This window comes from Stenotrophomonas sp. Bg11-02, from assembly GCF_002836635.1.
GTDB classification, from domain to species: Bacteria; Pseudomonadota; Gammaproteobacteria; order Xanthomonadales; family Xanthomonadaceae; genus Stenotrophomonas; species Stenotrophomonas lacuserhaii.
Window position 1 is genome coordinate 1 of the sequence record NZ_PJAY01000069.1, and the last position, 17,606, is coordinate 17,606.

Consider the following 17,606-nt stretch of genomic DNA (forward strand, 5'->3'; position numbering starts at 1 on the left):
TGGGCGGCCGGGGGACGGGAGTATGGGGTGGTGTTGTCGATAGGGGGGTGGGGGCGCCCGGAACCTGTCAGGGGGTCGGGCGGTGGGGCTGGGCGGGGGCGTTGAGTGCCATGGATGGCGCGAAACGAGGCCCGCAGGAGCGGCTTTTGCCGTCCCCCGCACAGCCCCAGCGTCCGGCCCCGCCCGTCATCGCCGACGCAGAACGGGTTGGGGATCAGGGGTCCAGCAGTCCCAAGGCGCGCGCATGCGCCAGGTCCTGCGGGGTGTCGATGTCCAGTTCCATCCCGCCTGCCGGCAACAGCAGCAGCGCATCGTCGGCGAGCGCGCGCAGGCGGGCACGGAAGCCCACATTCGACGCGCCTTGCGGCAACGCGTTGAACCAGTCACCGGGCACCACCGCAGGCACGCCGGCCAGCCCCTGCAGGCGGGTAGCCGCGCAGCCGGAGCGTGACCGGCGTGCACCCTCCAGCAGGCACTGCAGGTGCGCGCTCGAAAGCGCCGGCTGGTCCGACATCAGCACCAGCACCTGCGCATGGCCGGCCACGTGCGATGCAGCAGCCTGCAGGCTGCCGGCCATGCCGCTGGCGGCGTTTTCGTTGATCACCATCTCGTACCGCAGGTCCTGGAGCGCGGCCTGGTACGCAGACGAATCGCTGCCCAGCACAACGACGAGGACCTCCGGGCCGGTCTCCAGCGCGATACGTGCCGCACGGTGCAACAGGGTTTCGCCGTCGCGGCGCAGCAGCTGCTTGGGCTGGCCCAGCCGCGTGCTGCTGCCGGCGGCGAGCAGCACCACCGCATGCCCACCGCGCTCACTCACGCGGGCGCCAAGACATCATGGCGCCACGATTGCAGCTGGGCGGCAATGCTCAGTGCGATGGCGTCGGGGCCGCGCCCCCCCAGGTCCAGCCCAACCGGCGCATGCAGGCGTGGCTGCAACGCGTGCCGGGCGGCATCAGGCAGCAACGAGAACAGGTCATCGCGGCGCCGGGTCGGGCCCAGCAGGCCGATGAACGGCACGGGGCAGGGTGCCAGCGCCTCCAGCGCCTGCAGGTCGAGTTCGAAATTGTGATGCATCACCAGCACGACATCGGGCACGGCGGGGGTATTGGCCAGCGCGGTCGAGGCAGCCAGTGGCTCCACCTCGACCGGGCTGCGCGAGCGCCACGTTGCGCGCGGGTCCGCTACCCGGACCTGCCAGCCGAGGCGCCGCAGCGTTGGCCACAGCGCCGCCACCTCGGGGCCGGCGCCGAGCATCAGGGTGCGCGGTGGCGGCATCCAGCGCAGCGACCACAGTCCCTGCGGCGCATCGAAACCACAGCAATCGGAGGGAAGGCGCTGATCCACCGCGACCTCTGCACAGCCGATGCGCACGCCGCCGCCGGCGTCCACATCGAGCCGCATCGGACCCTCGCCGCGCAACCATCCCTGCAGCACCGCGGCGACCCCAGGCAGCGCGGACAACGGCAACAGCAGCAGGCGCTGGCAGCCGCGGCAGCCCACCGCGTTGCCGGAGAACAACGCGGAATCGTCGCGGGTATCGATCTCCATCCAGCCGATGCGACCGCTCGTGGCGCACTCCCGTGCCATGCGCTCGATCTCCGGCTCCAGGCAGCCCCCGCTGAGCCAACCGACGTGCGTGTGTTCACCGAACAGCACCAGGGTGCCGGCCCGCGCGTAGGTCGAGCCTTCGGTCTCCAGCACCACCGCCAGCGTCACCGGCTGGCCAGCGGTGCAGGCAGCGGCCGCGGCCTCCACCACCCGGGCCATCCCGGCGTCGGGCACGTCCACTATCGGGATAGCAGGCAGCCGGGTCATGCGATGTCCGGAAGTCCACCGAGCAGCTTGTCCAGCGTGATCGGGTAGCTGCGCACGCGCACGCCGGTCGCGTTGTAGATTGCGTTGGCCACCGCGGCGCTGACACCGCACAGGCCCAGCTCACCCACGCCCTTTGCCTTCATGGGCGAAGAGATCGCATCGGCTTCGTCCAGGAACACGACCTCCTGGTGTGGGACATCGGCATGCACCGGCACTTCATAGCCGGCCAGATCGTGGTTGACGAAGAAGCCCAGGCGGGTATCCACGGCAAGCTCTTCGGACAGCGCCGCGCCGATGCCCATCGTCATCGCACCGATCACCTGGCTGCGCGCGGTCTTCGGATTGAGGATGCGGCCGGCGGCGCAGACGGCGAGCATGCGGCGGATGCGGCTTTCGCCGGTGGCCACGTCCACGCCGACTTCCACGAAATGGGCAGCGAAGGTGGACTGCTGGTACTTCTCTTCCAGGCTGGCGAACTCGATGCTGTCTTCGACCACCAGGTCACCATCGGCGGCGGCCTTGCCCAGCGCCGCCGAGCGGTTGCCATCGCGGACCTTGCCGTCGGCGAAAGTGGCGCTGTCCGCGTCGTAGCCGAGCTTGCCGGCAATGGCCGCGCGCAGCTTGGTGCAGGCCGCGAACACGCCGGCGGTGGCACTGTTGGCGCCCCACTGGCCGCCCGAGCCGGCCGAGGCCGGGAAGCTGGAATCCCCCAGCTTCACCGTGACCTGGTCCAGGCTGACGCCGAGCATTTCCGCAGCGGTCTGGCCGAGGATGGTGTAGCTGCCGGTACCGATGTCGGTCATGTCGGTTTCCACGGTGACATGGCCCTGGCCGTCCAGCCGCACCCGCGCGCCGGACTTCATCACCAGGTTGTTGCGGAAGCCGGCGGCCACGCCCATGCCGACCAGCCAGCGGCCATCGCGGCGCTGGGCTGGCGCGGCGGACCGCTTGTCCCAGCCGAAGCGCTGCGCGCCCTGCTGCAGGCACTGCACCAGCTGCCGCTGCGAGAACGGCCGTTCGGGATTGGACGGGTCCACGTGGGTATCGTTGCGGATCCGGAATTCGACCGGGTCCAGCTTGAGCTTCTCGGCCATTTCGTCCATGGCGATTTCCAGCGCCATCAGCCCCGGTGCCTCCCCCGGTGCGCGCATGGCGTTGCCTTCCGGCAGGTCCATCGTGTGCAGGCGCAGGCCGGCCAGTCGATTGGCGCCGGCATACAACAGCTTGGTCTGCTGTACCGCCTCTTCCGGCGAACCGCCGGCAAGGTTGCCCGACCACGACTCATGTCCGATCGCGGTGAGCGTGCCTTCGGCCGTGGCACCCAGCCGGATACGCTGCACAGTGGCAGGCCGGTGGGTGGTGTTGTTGGCGATCAGCGGGCGCTGCAGCGCCAGCTTGACCGGACGCTTGGCCGCACGCGCGCCCAAAGCGGCCAGTACCACGTCGGAACGGATGAACAACTTGCCGCCGAAGCCACCGCCGATGAACGGCGACACCAGCCGCACCTTGTCCTCCGGCAGGCCGAGCGTGGTGGCCAGGTCTTTCTTTCCCCAGGCGATCATCTGGTTGGAGGTCCACACGGTCAGCTGGTCACCCTCCCAGGCCGCCAGCGAGGCGTGCGGTTCCATCATCGCGTGCGACTGGTCAGGCGTGTGGTACGTGGCGTCCAGCGTCACCGGTGCATCGCCGTAGGCTTTCTCGAAGTTGCCCACGCGTGCATCGGGATCGGTGTCCTGCAGCTTGTTTCCGGCCTTTTTCGCAGCGTCAAGGTCGAACACCCCCTTGCTCGGGGCATAGCGGATCCGGACCAGGTCCGCGGCGGCGCGCGCCTGCTCGAAGGTTTCGGCCACCACCAGTGCCAGTGCCTGGTGGTAGTGGTCGACCTGCGGGCCACCCAGCAACGGGGCGGTATTTCGGTCGCCCTTGTGCAGGGGGCCGGCGTTGTCGGCGGTGACGATGGCGAGCACGCCGGGCGAGGCACGTGCGGCGTCGAGGTCCATCGCGCTGACCCGTCCCTTGGCGATGCCGGCGCCGACCACGTAGCCATAGGCGGGCGATGCGGCGACGTCGTGCCACTCATACGCATAACGGGCATGTCCGGTGGTCTTCTGCGGGCCGTCGATGCGATCCAGCGGCTTGCCGACCACCTTCATCTGGTCGATGGGATTGGTGCCTGCGGGGGTATCGAATTTCATGGATCAGCTCCTCGCCTGCAGCAGGACCGAGGCCAGCGTGCGTTCGGCAAGCTGTACCTTGAACTGGTTTTCAGGACTGGGCGTGGCGCCCTGCAGCAGGTTGCCGATCACCGCACGCGCGCCCTGCGGTAACAGCGCGTCGGCGGCATCGCTGCGCCATGGCTTGTAGGCCACCCCACCCAATGCCACGCGGCCGCTGCAGTCGGCCTGCAGCACGGCGGCGACCGAAACCAGCGCGAACGCGTAGGACGCGCGGTCGCGCACCTTGCGGTAGATGTGGGTGCCGCCCAGTGGGGCAGGCAGGAGGGCCGCGGTGATCAGCTCCCCCTTCTCCAGCACCGTCTCGATGTGCGGGGTCTTTCCCGGTGCGCGGTAGAAATCATCCAGTGCGATGCGGCGCGTGCTGCCGTCGGCGCGCACGGTCTCTACCGTTGCATCCAGCAGCATCATGGCCACGGCCATGTCGCTGGGATGGGTGGCGATGCACGATGGGCTGGTGCCGATCACCGCCAGCTGCCGGCTGACGCCGCCAATGGCCGCGCAGCCGCTGCCGGGCAGGCGCTTGTTGCAGGGCTGGGCGGTATCGTAGAAATAGGGGCAGCGGGTGCGCTGCAGCAGGTTGCCGGCGGTGGTTGCCTTGTTACGCAACTGTCCGGACGCGCCTGCGACCAGCGCACGGGTCAGCAGGGCATAGTCGCGGCGGATCCGGCTGTCGGCGGCCAGGTCGGTGTTGCGCACCAGCGCGCCAATGCGCACGCCGCCGTCCTCGGTGGCCTCGATCGTATCCAGCTTGAGTCCGTTGACGTCGATCAGATGGCTGGGGATCTCGATCTCCAGCTTCATCAGGTCCAGCAGGTTGGTGCCGCCGGCGATGAAGCGGGCTCCCTGGGTGCGGGCGGCCGCAGCGGCGGCTTCGGCCGGAGTGCGTGCGCGTTCGTAGGTGAAGGCTCTCATGCGCGCTGGCCTCCGACGTCTTCGATGGCTTCGATGATGTTGGAATAGGCACCGCAGCGGCACAGGTTGCCACTCATGCGCTCGCGTATTTCTTCAGCGCTGGCCTCGCTGCGCGCGGTCAGGTCGGCGGTGACATGGCTGGGAATGCCTTCCTTGATTTCCTTCAGTACCGCAACGGCCGAGCAGATCTGCCCGGGCGTGCAATAGCCGCACTGGTAGCCATCATGCTTGACGAAGGCGGCCTGCATCGGGTGCAGGTCATCGGGTGATCCCAGGCCCTCGATGGTGGTGATCTCGGCACCTTCGTGCATCACCGCCAGGCTCAGGCAGGCATTGATGCGACGGCCGTCGACGATCACCGTGCAGGCGCCGCACTGGCCGTGGTCACAGCCTTTCTTGGTGCCGGTCAGGTGCAGGTGCTCGCGCAGCGCGTCCAGCAGGGTGACACGCGTATCCAGCTTCAGTGCGCGCGCTCGGCCATTGACCTTGAAAGCCACCTCGGCGGTGACCGGCGCGCGCGCGGGGGTGCCGATTCCAGGCACGTCAGCCATGGCGGCAGGGGCGACCAGCACCGATGCCGAGCCCGCGCCGAGCTTGAGCAGGGTGCGCCGGCTGAGCGCGAATTCGGGAGGGGTATTCATGCAAGGCGGATCCTCTATGGCGGGTGCAGGCATGGCTGAGGGGATCGCGGCGCTCCGATCCAGGCAGGGCGCCGAGGACTCCAGCATGGCCGCAGCCAAGTAGTCAGGGGGTGAACCGACACCCGGAGGGAGAAACGAGCAGAGGCGCGCGGGGTCAGCGACTCGACTCAGATGGCGGGCGTGCTGCCCAGGCCTTCAGCAGGGGCAGCGGATCGTAGGCGCCCTGCGCGCCGTAGATGCCCCAATGCAGGTGCGGCGGCGTGCCTTTCGCATTGCCGGTGTCCCCGACGTAACCCAGCAGTGTGCCCGCATCGACCACCTCGCCGCGCGCCAGCCCGTCCCGCCATCCATCCAGGTGGGCGTAGTAATAGCGTTCCCGCGCGGGCCCCTGGATCCACACCTGGCGCCCGCCCAGGCCGCCCTCGCGCACGTCCATCACGATGCCGCGGGTGGCGCTGCGCACGGCGGTGCCGCGTGCGGCGAAGATGTCCACCCCGGCATGGGTGCGATCGGCGCCGCGTGGCGCACCGAAGGTGTCGGCCACCTGGCGCGCGCGTACGCCTTCGACCGGTACCGGCAGGGCGGTGGGCGTGGGCATCCGCGAGATCTCCCACATCGCGCGTGGCACCGCGGCCCAGCGACTGTTCCAGAGCGCACCGGCGGCCACGATCAACACGGCGATCCAGGCCACGCGCAACAGCCAGCGGCGGAGTTTTCGCGCAGGCGAAGGCCCTGCAGGTGCGGCGGCGGGATCAGTCAAAGGGCAGGCCGGTCATCGAGGACGGTCCAGCATGCCAGCGGCCGCATCAACGGTGCGTGGCCGCCGACGGGCAGATCGGACCTGCCGCGCGCCGGGCGGGCCGGTCAGCCGCCGCGTTCTTCGTCCAGGGTGCCACGCACCGCCCGTGCCAGGTCGATGCGGGTGAACGGCTTGGGCAGGATCGCGATGTTCCGGCCAAGCTGGTTGTTGGACTGGTGGTCGCGCGGATAGCCCGAAGTGAACAGGATGCTCAGCGTGGGCTTGCGCTGGCGTGACTGGCGGGCAAGCTCCCAGCCGGTCATGCCGGGCATCACGATGTCCGAAAACAGCAGGTCCACGTCCACATCGGGACGATCCAGCAGGCGCAGCGCCGATGGCCCGTCATGCGCTTCCAGGACGCGGTAGCCGAACTGGCGCAGCGCTTCTACGGTATAGGCACGCACGTCGTCGTTGTCTTCGGCCACCAGGATGATTTCATCCCGTGCCTCGTACTCGGCATAGCCATTGTCCTCGGCCAGCCGCGGGCCCGGCAGCGGCAGGCTGGAACGCGGGAACAGCATGGTGATCACCGTGCCGCTGCCGGGCGTGGAATCCAGCTGCACGTGGCCACCGGACTGCTTGACGAAGCCATACACCATCGACAGGCCGAGACCGGTTCCGCGACCGACTTCCTTGGTGGTGAAGAACGGTTCGAACACCCGGGCCATGGTGTCCGCGTCCATGCCATGCCCATCATCGCGCACCCGCAGCACTGCGTACTGCCCGGGCGGGACGCCCGGATTCTGTTCGGCGAACTCCTCATCCAGCACGCTGGTGCCCGTCTCCAGCACCAGCGTACCGCCGTCGGGCATCGCATCGCGCGCGTTCACCGCCAGGTTGAGGATGGAAGCTTCCAGCTGGCCCGGATCGACCTCCACGCACCACACATCCGGCGCGGTCGCGATCTCCAGCCTGACCAGTTCGCCGAGCGCACGCTGCAGCATGTCCTGCATGCCCTGCACCTGCTCGTTGAGGTTGACCGCCTGGTTCAGCAGCGGCTGGCGGCGTGCGAAGGCCAGCAGGCGCTGGGTGAGGCTGGCCGCGCGCAGCACCCCCTTCAGTGCGTTGTCCAGCGGACGCGAAACGGGGCCTGCCTGCTCGCCGAGGCGATCGGTCAGCAGCTTGGCATGCTCCACGTTGCCGGCGATCACGGTCAGGATGTTGTTGAAATCATGGGCGATGCCACCGGTCAGCTGGCCAACCGCCTCGATCTTCTGGCTCTGCCGCAGCGCCTCTTCGGCCTGCCGCCGTGCGGTGGTTTCCACCGCTTCGGAGACCACCGCGGTGACCGTCCGGTGGTGATCGAGCAGCGGGCGGAAGGAAAACTCGAACGAGCGGGTGCCGGTGGGCAGCTGCAGCTCCAGTTCCTGCCTGGATTCGTTGCCGGCGGCGGCGGCCTGCACGGCGCCGTGTACGGCGGTGGCCGCATCCGGGCTGCCCGAAAACCAGGCGGAGTCCCAGAACAGGCGGCCGCTGGCATCGCTTTTCTCTGCCAGGATCGCCGCCAGCGATGCCCGGTTGGCATCCAGCACGCGGCCCTCCGGGCTGATCAGCACCTGCAGCTGGAAGCTGGATTCAAACACGGCCTGCAGCCGGCTTTCGCTCTGGCGCAGGTCGGCGGTGCGCTGTTCGACCTGCTGTTCAAGCGATTCGTTGGCATCACGCAGCAACAGCTCGGCCTGCTTGAGGTCGCTGATGTCGCGGGCCAGGGTGTAGTAGCCGGCCACCTGGCCATCGGCGGCGATCTCCGGGACGCCGTCGAGCAGCACATGGCGTGCACTCCCGTCGGCGCGCGGGACCTCCAGCTCGAAGCTGACCCGTTGACCCTGCAGCACCTGCTGCAGGTGGGGCAGGGCGGCGTCGAACATGCCCGGGCCGGCCACGTCACTGATCTGCAGGCCGATCATCTCCGCTGGCGGCCGCCCATGCCAGGCCTGGTACGCATTGTTGGCGAACCGGTAACGATGGTCCGGGCCCAGGTGGGCGATCAGGGCGGGCATCGAATCGGTGATCAACTGCAGGCGGTCGCGGCTCTGTTTCAGTTCCACCTCGGCCCGGCGAAGCTTCTCCCTGGCTTCCGCTTCACGGATGGCGCGCAGGATGGCATCGGGCAGGCGCTGCAGGCGCTGCTTGACCACGTAGTCGCGCGCGCCGCGGGTCAGCGCCTGCACGGCCAGTTCTTCGGTCAGGGTGCCGGAGACGAAGATGAAAGGCAGCTGCGGCACCCGCTCGCTGGCCAGGGTCAATGCGGTGTCGCCATCGAAGCCGGGCAGGACGTGGTCGGCAAGGATCACGTCGTGGCGATCACCATCGAGCTCGGCGAGGAACGCCTCCCGCGTCCACACGCGCTGGATCACGAACGCCATGCGCGCGCGGGACAGCTGCGCTTGGATCAGTTCCGCGTCGAGCGCGCTGTCCTCGAGCATGAGGATGCGGATCGGCGCATCCCTGGGTGTTTCAGTCATTCGTGCGGCCTTGGCCTGGCGGGCGGATGGGATGCGGCGGCGGATTGTTGGTGATGCCCCAGAACATGCCCAGACCCTGGATGGCGTCGAAGAATTCCTTGAAGTCCACCGGCTTGACGACGAACGCATTGACGCCCAGCTCGTAGCTGCGCACCAGGTCCTGCTCTTCGCGCGAGGACGTCAGCATCACGATCGGGGTGCGGCTGAGGTGGCGGTCACCGCGCACCTCGGCCAGCACTTCCAGGCCGTTCAACTTGGGCAGCTTCAGGTCGAGCAGCACGACCACGGGGCCCCCGTGGTTGAGGTCCTTCCAGGCGCCTTCGCCGCGCAGGTACTGCAGTGCCTCGACCCCGTCGCGCACATGGGTGACCTGGTTGAGCAACTGGCAGCGCGCCAGCGCATCGAGGGTCAGCTCGGCGTCTTTCGGATTGTCTTCCACGAGCAGGATCGGTCGCAGGTCCCTCATGCAGTACCTCGTTGGGAATACGGTAAGGTGAAATGGAACGTAGCGCCGACGCCCGGCTCGCCTTCGGCCCAGGTGCGGCCGCCGTGCCGGCTGACGATGCGGTGGACGTTGGCCAGCCCGATACCGGTGCCTTCGAACTCGTCGGCGTGGTGCAGTCGCTGGAAGACCCCGAACAACTTGTCGACATAGCGCATGTCGAACCCGCAGCCGTTGTCGCGGACATGGAAGAGGTGCTCGCTGCCGTTGTCTTCGTGGCCGATTTCGATGGTCGGCTCGGCGCTGTCACGGGTGAACTTGATCGCATTGCCCAGCAGGTTCTGCCATACCAGCCGCAGCATGCTGGAATCGGCCTCGACCCGCGGCAATGGTGCGATGGACCAGGTGATGCTGCGCCCGCCGGTTTCCATCACCAGGTTGCGCCGCACGTCTTCCACCAGCGTGGCGACATCCACGCTCACCAGGCCCATGCTGGAGCGGCCCATCTGCGAGAAACTGAGCAGGTCATCGACGAGCGTGCCGGCAGATTTGGCCGATTCCACGATCGTGGCCAGGAAGCGTTTTTCGGTGTCGGTCAGCTTGTCCGCCGCCGAACTGCCCAGCAGCTCGGAATAGCCGACGATGTGGCGGAAAGGCGCGCGCAGGTCGTGGCTGACCGAATAGGAAAACGCCTCCAGCTCCTTGTTGCTGCGCAGCAGCTGTTCATTGAGCTCGGCCATTTCCTCGGCCTTGCGCAGCACGATGTCCACGATGGCCGTGCGCAGCTCGATCGCTGCGTCGCGGTCCACGTCCTGCCAGGGCGTGGACTGCTCGCGCACCGTTTCCTTCCATGCCTCGAAGGACAGCCGCGGCGAGAGCCTGCCGTCGACGGCGGCCTTGCGGGGCTCGCCGCCCCAGCGCACCGTGCGCATGACTTCGGCGCGGAACCACAGCACGAAACTGTCGTGCAGCTGCGAGATCGAAATGGCCATGACGCCGCTGGCGAGGTCGGCGAAGGCCGCCGCTTCCGGCCAGATCGCGGGCAGGGCATCGGTGTGGAACACGTCCTCGGCGGGGTGATGGCGGGTCAGCCAGTCCACCAGCGCGTTGACGTCGGTCTGGCCCGGGGTCTGCCCCAGCAGCACGCACTGGCCGCGGTGGACGATTGCCGCGCCGGTGGCGCCGGTGAGGTCCAGCAGGCTTTTCTGGTCGCGACCCAGCGCTGCCATGAAATCTTCGTCGCCGGCCATCCGCCCGAGCAGGCGGACCTGGATGGCGCGCCGCGCGATGCGCTCCTCCACCGCCAATGCGCGCTCCTTCAAGGCGATCTGCAGCGACAGGATCTGTCCGATGAACTCACACGCGGTGCGCACGTGGTAGGGCACGCGGCGCGGCAACTGGTTGTGGCAGGACACCAGTCCCCACAGACGGCCTTCTGCCAGCAGCGACACCGACAGCGAGGCGCCGGTTCCCATGTTGCGCATGTACTGCAGGTGCACGGGCGAAACGCTGCGCAGGACCGCCAGGCTGAGGTCGGTGGGGGCGGCGCCGGCCAGGCCTGCACTGCGCAGCAGCGGCACCGGCCGGTAGTCGTTGTCGGCGATCAGCCGCACGCGGTTGCGGCGATACAGTTCACGTGCCTGCGCCGGGATATCCGATTCGGGGAAGCGCAGGTCCATGTAGGACGGCAGCCGGTCATTGCGATCCTCGGCCACCACCGCGCCGTTCCAGTCCTTGTCGAACTGGTAGATCAGCGTGCGGTCGAAACCGGCCAGGTCGCGCACGTGGCGCGCACCGATCTCGCACAGCGAAGCGATGTCCGGAGCCACCTCGACCTCGCCCATGAAGCGGCGTATGTGGGGGTACAGGTCTTCCAGGGAGCCGGGTTCGCCGTCGACCGGCTCTTCCAGTTCGATGATGAAATGGGTTTCGCTGCGGTGCGCCAGCGCATGGTGGCGACCGGACCGCCCCAGCTGGACCGAGCCGAGGAACACCGTGGATTCCGGTGCCAGCAGGTCCAGGTGTCGTCGATAGGGCACCAGCGCGCCGCCGAGCACCCGGTCCAGATGCTGGTCCAGCGGATCACCGAAGTCCTCCAGCACCTGCGCCTGGCTTACGGCGCGTTCCTGTACCCGCATCGACAGCGGGTCCACCACCAGCAACACCCCGTATGGCTGGATGGCCCCGGGCGTATGGATCGGTTCACGCGCGCAGCTGGATAGATCCAGGTCGACATCAGGGGCGTCGTTCATGGGAACTCCTCGGTTACGAACCTGCCCACGGCAGCGAAGGCAGCGCGTGCGCCGTCCTCGACGTGCCGTTCGTCCGCCGCGGGCAGCGCGATGGCATTCAAGGCAGTGGTGAAGCGGCGCCAATGGGCCGCAACGCCCCCGGCAGGAGGAGCAAGATGGCGTGCGCCGAAGGCCCGGTCCACGCCCAGCGGGGCAGCCAGCCTGTAGATCACCGCACCGCCCAACGCGGATCCCTCGGCCACGTACAACCAGCCCAGCACGGTGGGCAGGGGCAGGGTGGCGGGCAGTACGGGGACCGGCGCAGGCAGCGGTGACTGCAGGTCGGACAGGTCGCGGCTGATCCCTTCCAGCCGGCGCCGGGCAGGCAGGTCGGGCAGTAGCGGTTGCAATGCCGGTGCGGCGTAGAGACTGTCCACGTGCTGGTGCAGGCGGTGCTGCACGCGCAGGAAGGCGGCGAAGCGTTCGCGGCTTTCGAAGATGCGTTGGGCCATGATGCGCTGGTCCAGCCGCTCGTGCGTTTCATGGGTGGCGCGTTTCAGGCGCTCGGCACGGGTAGGCGGCAGGGCCGGGTCAGGTACTGGCATCGACGACGACGGGCAGGATGCACGATGGGGGAGGCGCTGCAGAATATCAGACCGCCCGATGGCCTCGTGTCAACGGAATTTCATCCGTTCCGGTGATGCACCAAGGGCCCGCTGCGCTCGCCGACCATGCATCGGCGCTACCGGTCTACATCAGCCCCAGGGTCACCAAAGCGAGCACGATGTAGCGCATGGCCTTGGCGATGAATACCAGCGGCAGGAACACCCGCAGCGGCTCGCGCATCACGCCGGCCGCCAGGGTGATCGGGTCGCCGATCACCGGAGCCCACGACAGCAGCAGCGACCAGCGCCCGTAACGTCGATACCAGGCCTGCGCGCGTTGCAGCCGTGCTGGCGATACCGGGAACCAGCGACGCCCCTGGAACCGCTGCACCTGCAGGCCGAGCCACCAGTTGACCAGCGATCCCAGCACGTTGCCGGCGGTCGCCACCGCGACCAGCAGGACCGGATCGCCGCCGTCCAGCAGCAGGGCCACCAGCACCGCCTCGGACTGGGCGGGCAGGAGGGTGGCGGCGATGAGGGCGGCGAGGAACAGGCCGGACAGGGAAAGCATGCTTCATTCTACGGCGGCGGTGTCCTCGCGCGGCTTTCAGCCTGCCCGCGCCATCCTGTGCCGGTCCATCCGCAGCAACCGAGGTGCCGCATGCCCCGTTCGCGCACGCTGACGATCGCGACCTTCAACGTCAACGGCATCAACAGCCGTCTGCCGCACCTGCTGGCGTGGCTGGAGCAGGAACAGCCGGATATCGTCGCCCTGCAGGAACTGAAGGCGACCGACAGCGGGTTCCCGATCGCCGCCATCGAAGGCGCGGGCTACGGGGCGATATGGCAGGGCCAGGCGTCGTGGAACGGCGTTGCCCTGCTGGCCCGCGGCAGCGTCCCGGTGGAGAGTCGCCGCGGCCTTCCCGGCGCACCAGCGGATACCCAGGCGCGCTATATCGAGGCGGCGGTGCACGGCATCGTGGTGGCCGCGCTTTACCTGCCCAACGGTAATCCGCAGCCGGGGCCGAAATATGATTACAAGCTGGCGTGGATGCAGCGGCTCACGCGGCATGCCCGCACCCTGGTGAAGCTGGAGCATCCGGTGGCCATGCTCGGTGATTTCAACGTCATTCCCACCGATGAGGATGTGTACGACGCCGCCGCGTGGAAGAAGGATGCGCTGATCCAGCCGGCGGTGCGCGAGGCCTACCAGAAGCTCCTGGCGCAGGGCTGGACCGATGCACTGCGGTCCTGTTCCGGTGAGCAGCGGGTATATACCTTCTGGGACTATTTCCGCCAGCACGCGCAACGCGACCGCGGCCTGCGCATCGACCACCTGCTGCTGAATCCGGTGCTGGCGCCGGGACTGGTCGAAGCCGGCGTGGACCGTTGGGTGCGCCTGCAGGAGAAGGCCAGTGACCATGCGCCCACCTGGGCCAGGATCAAACTGCCGGCGGTCCGCCGAGCTTCCTGATATCGGCCAGCAGCAGCGCATGGGCGGCCTCGCGCGCTGCCCCCTCGCCCTGGCGCAGCACCCAGGACGGATGCACGGTGACCAGCGCCGGGGTGCCGTCATGCAGGGTGTGCCACTGGCCACGCCCTTCGCTGAAACGGAACGCGGCGCCGAGCAGCGCCGAGGCGGCCGTCGCGCCCAGGCACACCACCGTATCCGGACGCACCTGTTCGATCTCACCTGCCAGCCAGGAACGGCAGGCCTGCACGTGCTCGCGGTCGGGGCGCTGGTGCACGCGGACTTTGCCACGGCGCTGGAAGCGGAAGTGCTTCACCGCGTTGGTCAGGTAGAGCGTGGTCCGATCAATGCCGGCCTCGGCGAGCACGCGATCCAGCAACTGGCCGGCCGGCCCCACGAACGGTCGGCCGCTGAGGTCCTCTCGGTCTCCGGGCTGCTCACCGATCAGCATCACCCGCGCATCGGCCGGTCCTTCGCCAAACACGGTCTGGGTGGCCGGTTCCCACAGTGCGCAGCGCCGGCAGGCGGCGGCGCGGTGTCGCTGCGCGGTGAGTGAATCGGGAAGGGCCTCGGCGGCGCGTGCGGCGGCTGCCGACGGCAGCAACGGTGCCCCGGGAATCCGGCGCTGCGGCGCCGATGCTTGGCGCGCATGCATTTCCTCCACGCGCGTACCGGCATCGCGCACCAACCGCGGCAGCAACGTGGCTTCGGGCAGGTGCTTCCAGTATTTCACCGGCATCTCCTGGCGCATCATCCGCTCATTCAACCGCGCCGGGTTGAAGATGCTGGCGTAGTAGGTGCGCCACAGCTCCTCGCGTGAATCATCGGCAGGGGCGTCGCTGCGCTGCGCACCGGGGCCGTCGCTCAGTTGGCTGCCATCCCAGTACGCACTGCGCGAGGGTGTCAGGATGGCCCAGCGCATGCCGGCGAAGCGGCGCGCGAAAAATGGCGCGACCCGGTCCACGATATGGTGGTCCGGTTCGAACCAGGCGATGAACGCATCGTCCTCGCCGGGCACCTGGCGGAAACGCACGAAGGCCTTCATCTTGTGCGAATCGCGGCGTACCGCCTGCGCCAGCGCATTGGCGCGCAGCACATCGGCATCGGCGGGGTTGGACAGCACCTCGCGCTGGCCGTGGGCTATCCGCCACAGCAAGCGGTACAGCAGCGGCAGGCGCTGCGGATCGCGATGGCACAACACGCTGGCCGCCAGTTCCAGGAAGGCCTTGGACACGCGTGGGCCGGGTGCGCCGCCGCCGGCGCCCGACGTTGCCGCGCCCGCCAGCGCCGGCGTATCCAGCAGCGAGGCCTCGGTGCCCTCCAGCCAGTCGATCTGTTCAGGTGCCACCGCTGCAGCAAGCCCCAGGCGCGCGGCCGCCCGCCAGCCATCCAGTGACCACGGCGGATCGATCCGTGCCGACCAGCGCTGCATCTCAGCTGGCAAGGCTTTCGCCGAACAACGAACCCTGCCGCGGCGGGGGCGCCAGGCTGGCGCGCAGGCTGGCCGGATCATCCAGCCGACGGTGCGGATGGTGGTCCAGCAGCTGCACGAACGGCAGCAGCTTGCGCATCGGCGCGCGCAGCCGCGCCACGTCGGCCACCCGCAGGCGGCCGTGGCGGCGCGCCATCAGCACGCGCTTGACGTTGCGTACGCCCAGTCCCGGCACCCGCAGGAGCAGTTCCTTCGGTGCCAGGTTGAGGTCCACCGGGAACTGCTCGGGATGGCGCAGCGCCCAGGCCATCTTCGGGTCGATGTCCAGGTCCAGCATGCCGTCCTGGGTAGTGTCGGTGATCTCTTCGATACCGTAACCATAGAAGCGCAGCAGCCAGTCGGCCTGGTACAGACGGTGCTCGCGCTGCAGCGGCGGGGGCTGCAGCGGCAGTGCCTTGCTGGCATCGGGAATCGGACTGAAGGCGGAATAGTAGACCCGACGCATGTGGTAATTGCCGTACAGCTGGTCGGAGGTGGTCAGGATGTCGCGGTCGCTGGCACCGTCGGCACCGACGATCATCTGGGTGCTCTGACCGGCAGGCGCGAACTTCGGCGCGCGCTTCTGTGCGCTGCGGTGCGGGGTGGCCACCACGGAAGGACGAGCGCGCTCCTCCTTGGACTCCTCGATGCGCCAGCGCAGCTCACCCATCGCGCCGCGGATGGTGGGCATGGTCTTCTCCGGCGCGAACGCGGCAAGGCCGGCTTCGGTCGGCAGCTCGACGTTGATCGACAGGCGGTCGGCGTACTTTCCCGCTGCCGCCAGCAGTTCCGGCGAGGCCTCGGGGATGGTCTTGAGGTGGATGTAGCCGGCGTAGCGGTGTTCTTCGCGCAGTTGGCGTGCCACTTCCACCATGTGTTCCATCGTGTAGTCGGCGCTGCGGATGATCCCGCTGGACAGGAACAACCCCTCGATGTAATTGCGCTTGTAGAAGTCCAACGTCAGCGCGACGACCTCGGCCACGCGGAAGCGGGCGCGCGGCACGTTGCTCGATACGCGGTTCACGCAGTAGGCGCAGTCGTAGATGCAGAAGTTGGTGAGCAGGATCTTCAGCAGGGAGACGCAGCGTCCGTCCGGGGTATAGCTGTGGCAGATGCCGGACCCTTCGGTGCTGCCGATGCCACCGGACTTTTTCGAGTCGCGCTTGCCGGCCCCGCTGGAGGCGCACGAGGCATCATACTTTGCCGCGTCGGCGAGGATTTCGAGTTTGCGCAGGGTTTCCATGGGGCCACGCTAGGGAGGGCGCGTCTCAGGCTGTGAGACGGACAGCAAGGGCAATCTGAAGGCTTCAGTCGACGATCCGCAGCGCTTTCAGCTCCGTTAGCAGGAATACTAACAGGTGCCAACTGTCATCTGTGTGTATGCGGCCGCCGGCAGACTGCGGGGCCTCGAAGCTGACAGGTCGTTGCACGTGGCATTCTCCCGCAGGCGCCGTTCCACCTTGCTGTTGTTGCTGGCGCTGGCCGCCGGCGCCTCCGCCGCGCCTCCGGTGCTGCGCATCAACGATGTGCTTGCCGTCGGCACCCACAACAGTTACAAGCTACCGATGCCACAAGCCCGTCTGCAGGCACTGGCAATCCAGCAGCCGGGCATGGCCCAGGCGCTGGACTACGCCCACCGTCCTTTGGTCGAGCAGCTGCAGCACGGGGCGCGCCAGATCGAGCTGGACGTCAATTTCGATCCGCAGGGCGGCCATTACGCGGCCGGATCGGCCGACCCGGACCTGCAGCGGCCGGGCTTCAAGGTGCTGCACATGCCCGGCCTGGACAATGCCAGCAGCTGCACCAGACTGCTGCAGTGCCTGCGGCAGCTGCGCGCGTGGTCCGATGCGCATCCCCGGCACGCGCCGATCCTCCTGCTGGTCAACGCCAAGGATGACCAGAACGCCCGGCTGGGTGGTATCGATGCGCTGCGCTTCGATGTGGCCGCGTTCGACGCGCTGGATGCGGAGATCCGCACGGTGCTCGGGCCGGAGAAACTGATCGTGCCCGATGACGTGCAGGCCGGCTACCCGACGCTGCGCGAGGCGGTGCTGGCGGGAAACTGGCCGGCGCTGGAGCAGGCCCGTGGACGCTTCCTGTTCGCGCTGGACGAAGGTCCGGAAAAGGTGGCGCTGTATCGGGGCGATCGCCGTTCATTGCAGGGCAGGGTGTTGTTCGTCAACACCGATGCCGATTCACCGGCCGCTGCCTACATGACGCTCAACGACCCGATCGGCCAGGCGGGCCAGATCCGCCGCGCGGTGAAACAGGGTTTCATCGTGCGCACCCGTGCCGATGCGGAAACCCGTGAGGCGCGTACCGGGGATACCCGGCGGCGCGAGGCGGCACTGACCAGCGGGGCGCAGTATGTATCGACGGATTATCTCTGGCCCGATCCGCGCTTCGGCACGGGTTACCAGGTTCCGCTGCCGCAGGGGGCAGCGGTGACTTGTAATCCGGTGCGCGGGGACCACTGCGGCATGGCCGATCTTGAAGCCCTGCCTTGAACAGCAA

15 protein-coding genes are annotated in these 17,606 nt (G+C 68.2%); 2 read left to right on the forward strand and 13 right to left on the reverse strand.

Going from position 1 to position 17,606, the window contains the following annotated elements; all coding sequences use genetic code 11:
* Positions 1-214 precede the first annotated feature (214 nt).
* From CXG43_RS16540 to CXG43_RS16590, 11 genes are all read right to left on the reverse strand, one after another.
* Positions 215-820: a nucleotidyltransferase family protein gene (locus CXG43_RS16540; RefSeq protein WP_101100967.1), complete on the reverse strand. Its 606-nt coding sequence runs from the start codon at positions 818-820 to the stop codon at positions 215-217.
* Complete coding sequence (locus CXG43_RS16545) at positions 817-1,818, reverse strand: XdhC/CoxI family protein (RefSeq protein ID WP_101100969.1); 1,002 nt, start codon at positions 1,816-1,818, stop codon at positions 817-819. The genes CXG43_RS16540 and CXG43_RS16545 overlap by 4 nt, the downstream gene beginning before the upstream one ends.
* Positions 1,815-4,013, reverse strand: a complete 2,199-nt coding sequence (gene paoC, locus CXG43_RS16550) for an aldehyde oxidoreductase molybdenum-binding subunit PaoC (protein WP_101100971.1) — start codon at positions 4,011-4,013, stop codon at positions 1,815-1,817. The genes CXG43_RS16545 and paoC overlap by 4 nt, the downstream gene beginning before the upstream one ends.
* A gap of 3 nt (positions 4,014-4,016) precedes the next feature.
* Entirely contained in the window at positions 4,017-4,967 is a 951-nt protein-coding gene (locus CXG43_RS16555; protein WP_101100973.1) for a xanthine dehydrogenase family protein subunit M, read from the reverse strand.
* Positions 4,964-5,608 (reverse strand): aldehyde dehydrogenase iron-sulfur subunit PaoA, encoded by a 645-nt coding sequence (gene paoA / locus CXG43_RS16560; RefSeq protein ID WP_101100975.1) that lies wholly within the window; start codon positions 5,606-5,608, stop codon positions 4,964-4,966. Before paoA ends, CXG43_RS16555 begins: the two co-directional genes overlap by 4 nt.
* 154 nt (positions 5,609-5,762) lie before the next feature.
* Entirely contained in the window at positions 5,763-6,368 is a 606-nt protein-coding gene (locus tag CXG43_RS16565; protein WP_101100977.1) for a M23 family metallopeptidase, read from the reverse strand.
* Positions 6,369-6,472: 104 nt separating this feature from the next.
* Positions 6,473-8,872 (reverse strand): PAS domain-containing protein, encoded by a 2,400-nt coding sequence (locus tag CXG43_RS16570; RefSeq protein ID WP_101100979.1) that lies wholly within the window; start codon positions 8,870-8,872, stop codon positions 6,473-6,475.
* Complete coding sequence (locus tag CXG43_RS16575; protein WP_101100981.1) at positions 8,865-9,338, reverse strand: response regulator; 474 nt, start codon at positions 9,336-9,338, stop codon at positions 8,865-8,867. The genes CXG43_RS16570 and CXG43_RS16575 overlap by 8 nt, the downstream gene beginning before the upstream one ends.
* Complete coding sequence (locus CXG43_RS16580) at positions 9,335-11,566, reverse strand: ATP-binding protein (protein WP_101100983.1); 2,232 nt, start codon at positions 11,564-11,566, stop codon at positions 9,335-9,337. Before CXG43_RS16580 ends, CXG43_RS16575 begins: the two co-directional genes overlap by 4 nt.
* Positions 11,563-12,150 (reverse strand): biliverdin-producing heme oxygenase, encoded by a 588-nt coding sequence (locus CXG43_RS16585; protein WP_101100985.1) that lies wholly within the window; start codon positions 12,148-12,150, stop codon positions 11,563-11,565. Before CXG43_RS16585 ends, CXG43_RS16580 begins: the two co-directional genes overlap by 4 nt.
* 145 nt (positions 12,151-12,295) lie before the next feature.
* Positions 12,296-12,721: a YqaA family protein gene (locus tag CXG43_RS16590; RefSeq protein WP_101100987.1), complete on the reverse strand. Its 426-nt coding sequence runs from the start codon at positions 12,719-12,721 to the stop codon at positions 12,296-12,298.
* Between the two features lie 90 nt (positions 12,722-12,811).
* Between CXG43_RS16590 and xth the strand changes: the two genes are divergently transcribed.
* A complete protein-coding gene (xth, locus tag CXG43_RS16595) occupies positions 12,812-13,624 on the forward strand; it encodes an exodeoxyribonuclease III (RefSeq protein WP_101100989.1) in 813 nt (270 codons plus the stop codon).
* On the opposite strand, the gene CXG43_RS16600 is transcribed toward xth, so the two are convergent.
* Both CXG43_RS16600 and CXG43_RS16605 read right to left on the reverse strand, forming a co-directional pair.
* Positions 13,593-15,053: a UdgX family uracil-DNA binding protein gene (locus CXG43_RS16600; protein WP_101100991.1), complete on the reverse strand. Its 1,461-nt coding sequence runs from the start codon at positions 15,051-15,053 to the stop codon at positions 13,593-13,595. The genes xth and CXG43_RS16600 overlap by 32 nt on opposite strands.
* Before the next feature lies 1 nt (position 15,054).
* A complete protein-coding gene (locus tag CXG43_RS16605) occupies positions 15,055-16,335 on the reverse strand; it encodes a putative DNA modification/repair radical SAM protein (protein ID WP_101100993.1) in 1,281 nt (426 codons plus the stop codon).
* A 187-nt stretch (positions 16,336-16,522) separates the two neighbouring features.
* Between CXG43_RS16605 and CXG43_RS16610 the strand changes: the two genes are divergently transcribed.
* A complete protein-coding gene (locus CXG43_RS16610) occupies positions 16,523-17,599 on the forward strand; it encodes a phosphatidylinositol-specific phospholipase C1-like protein (protein WP_198551485.1) in 1,077 nt (358 codons plus the stop codon).
* Positions 17,600-17,606 lie beyond the last annotated feature (7 nt).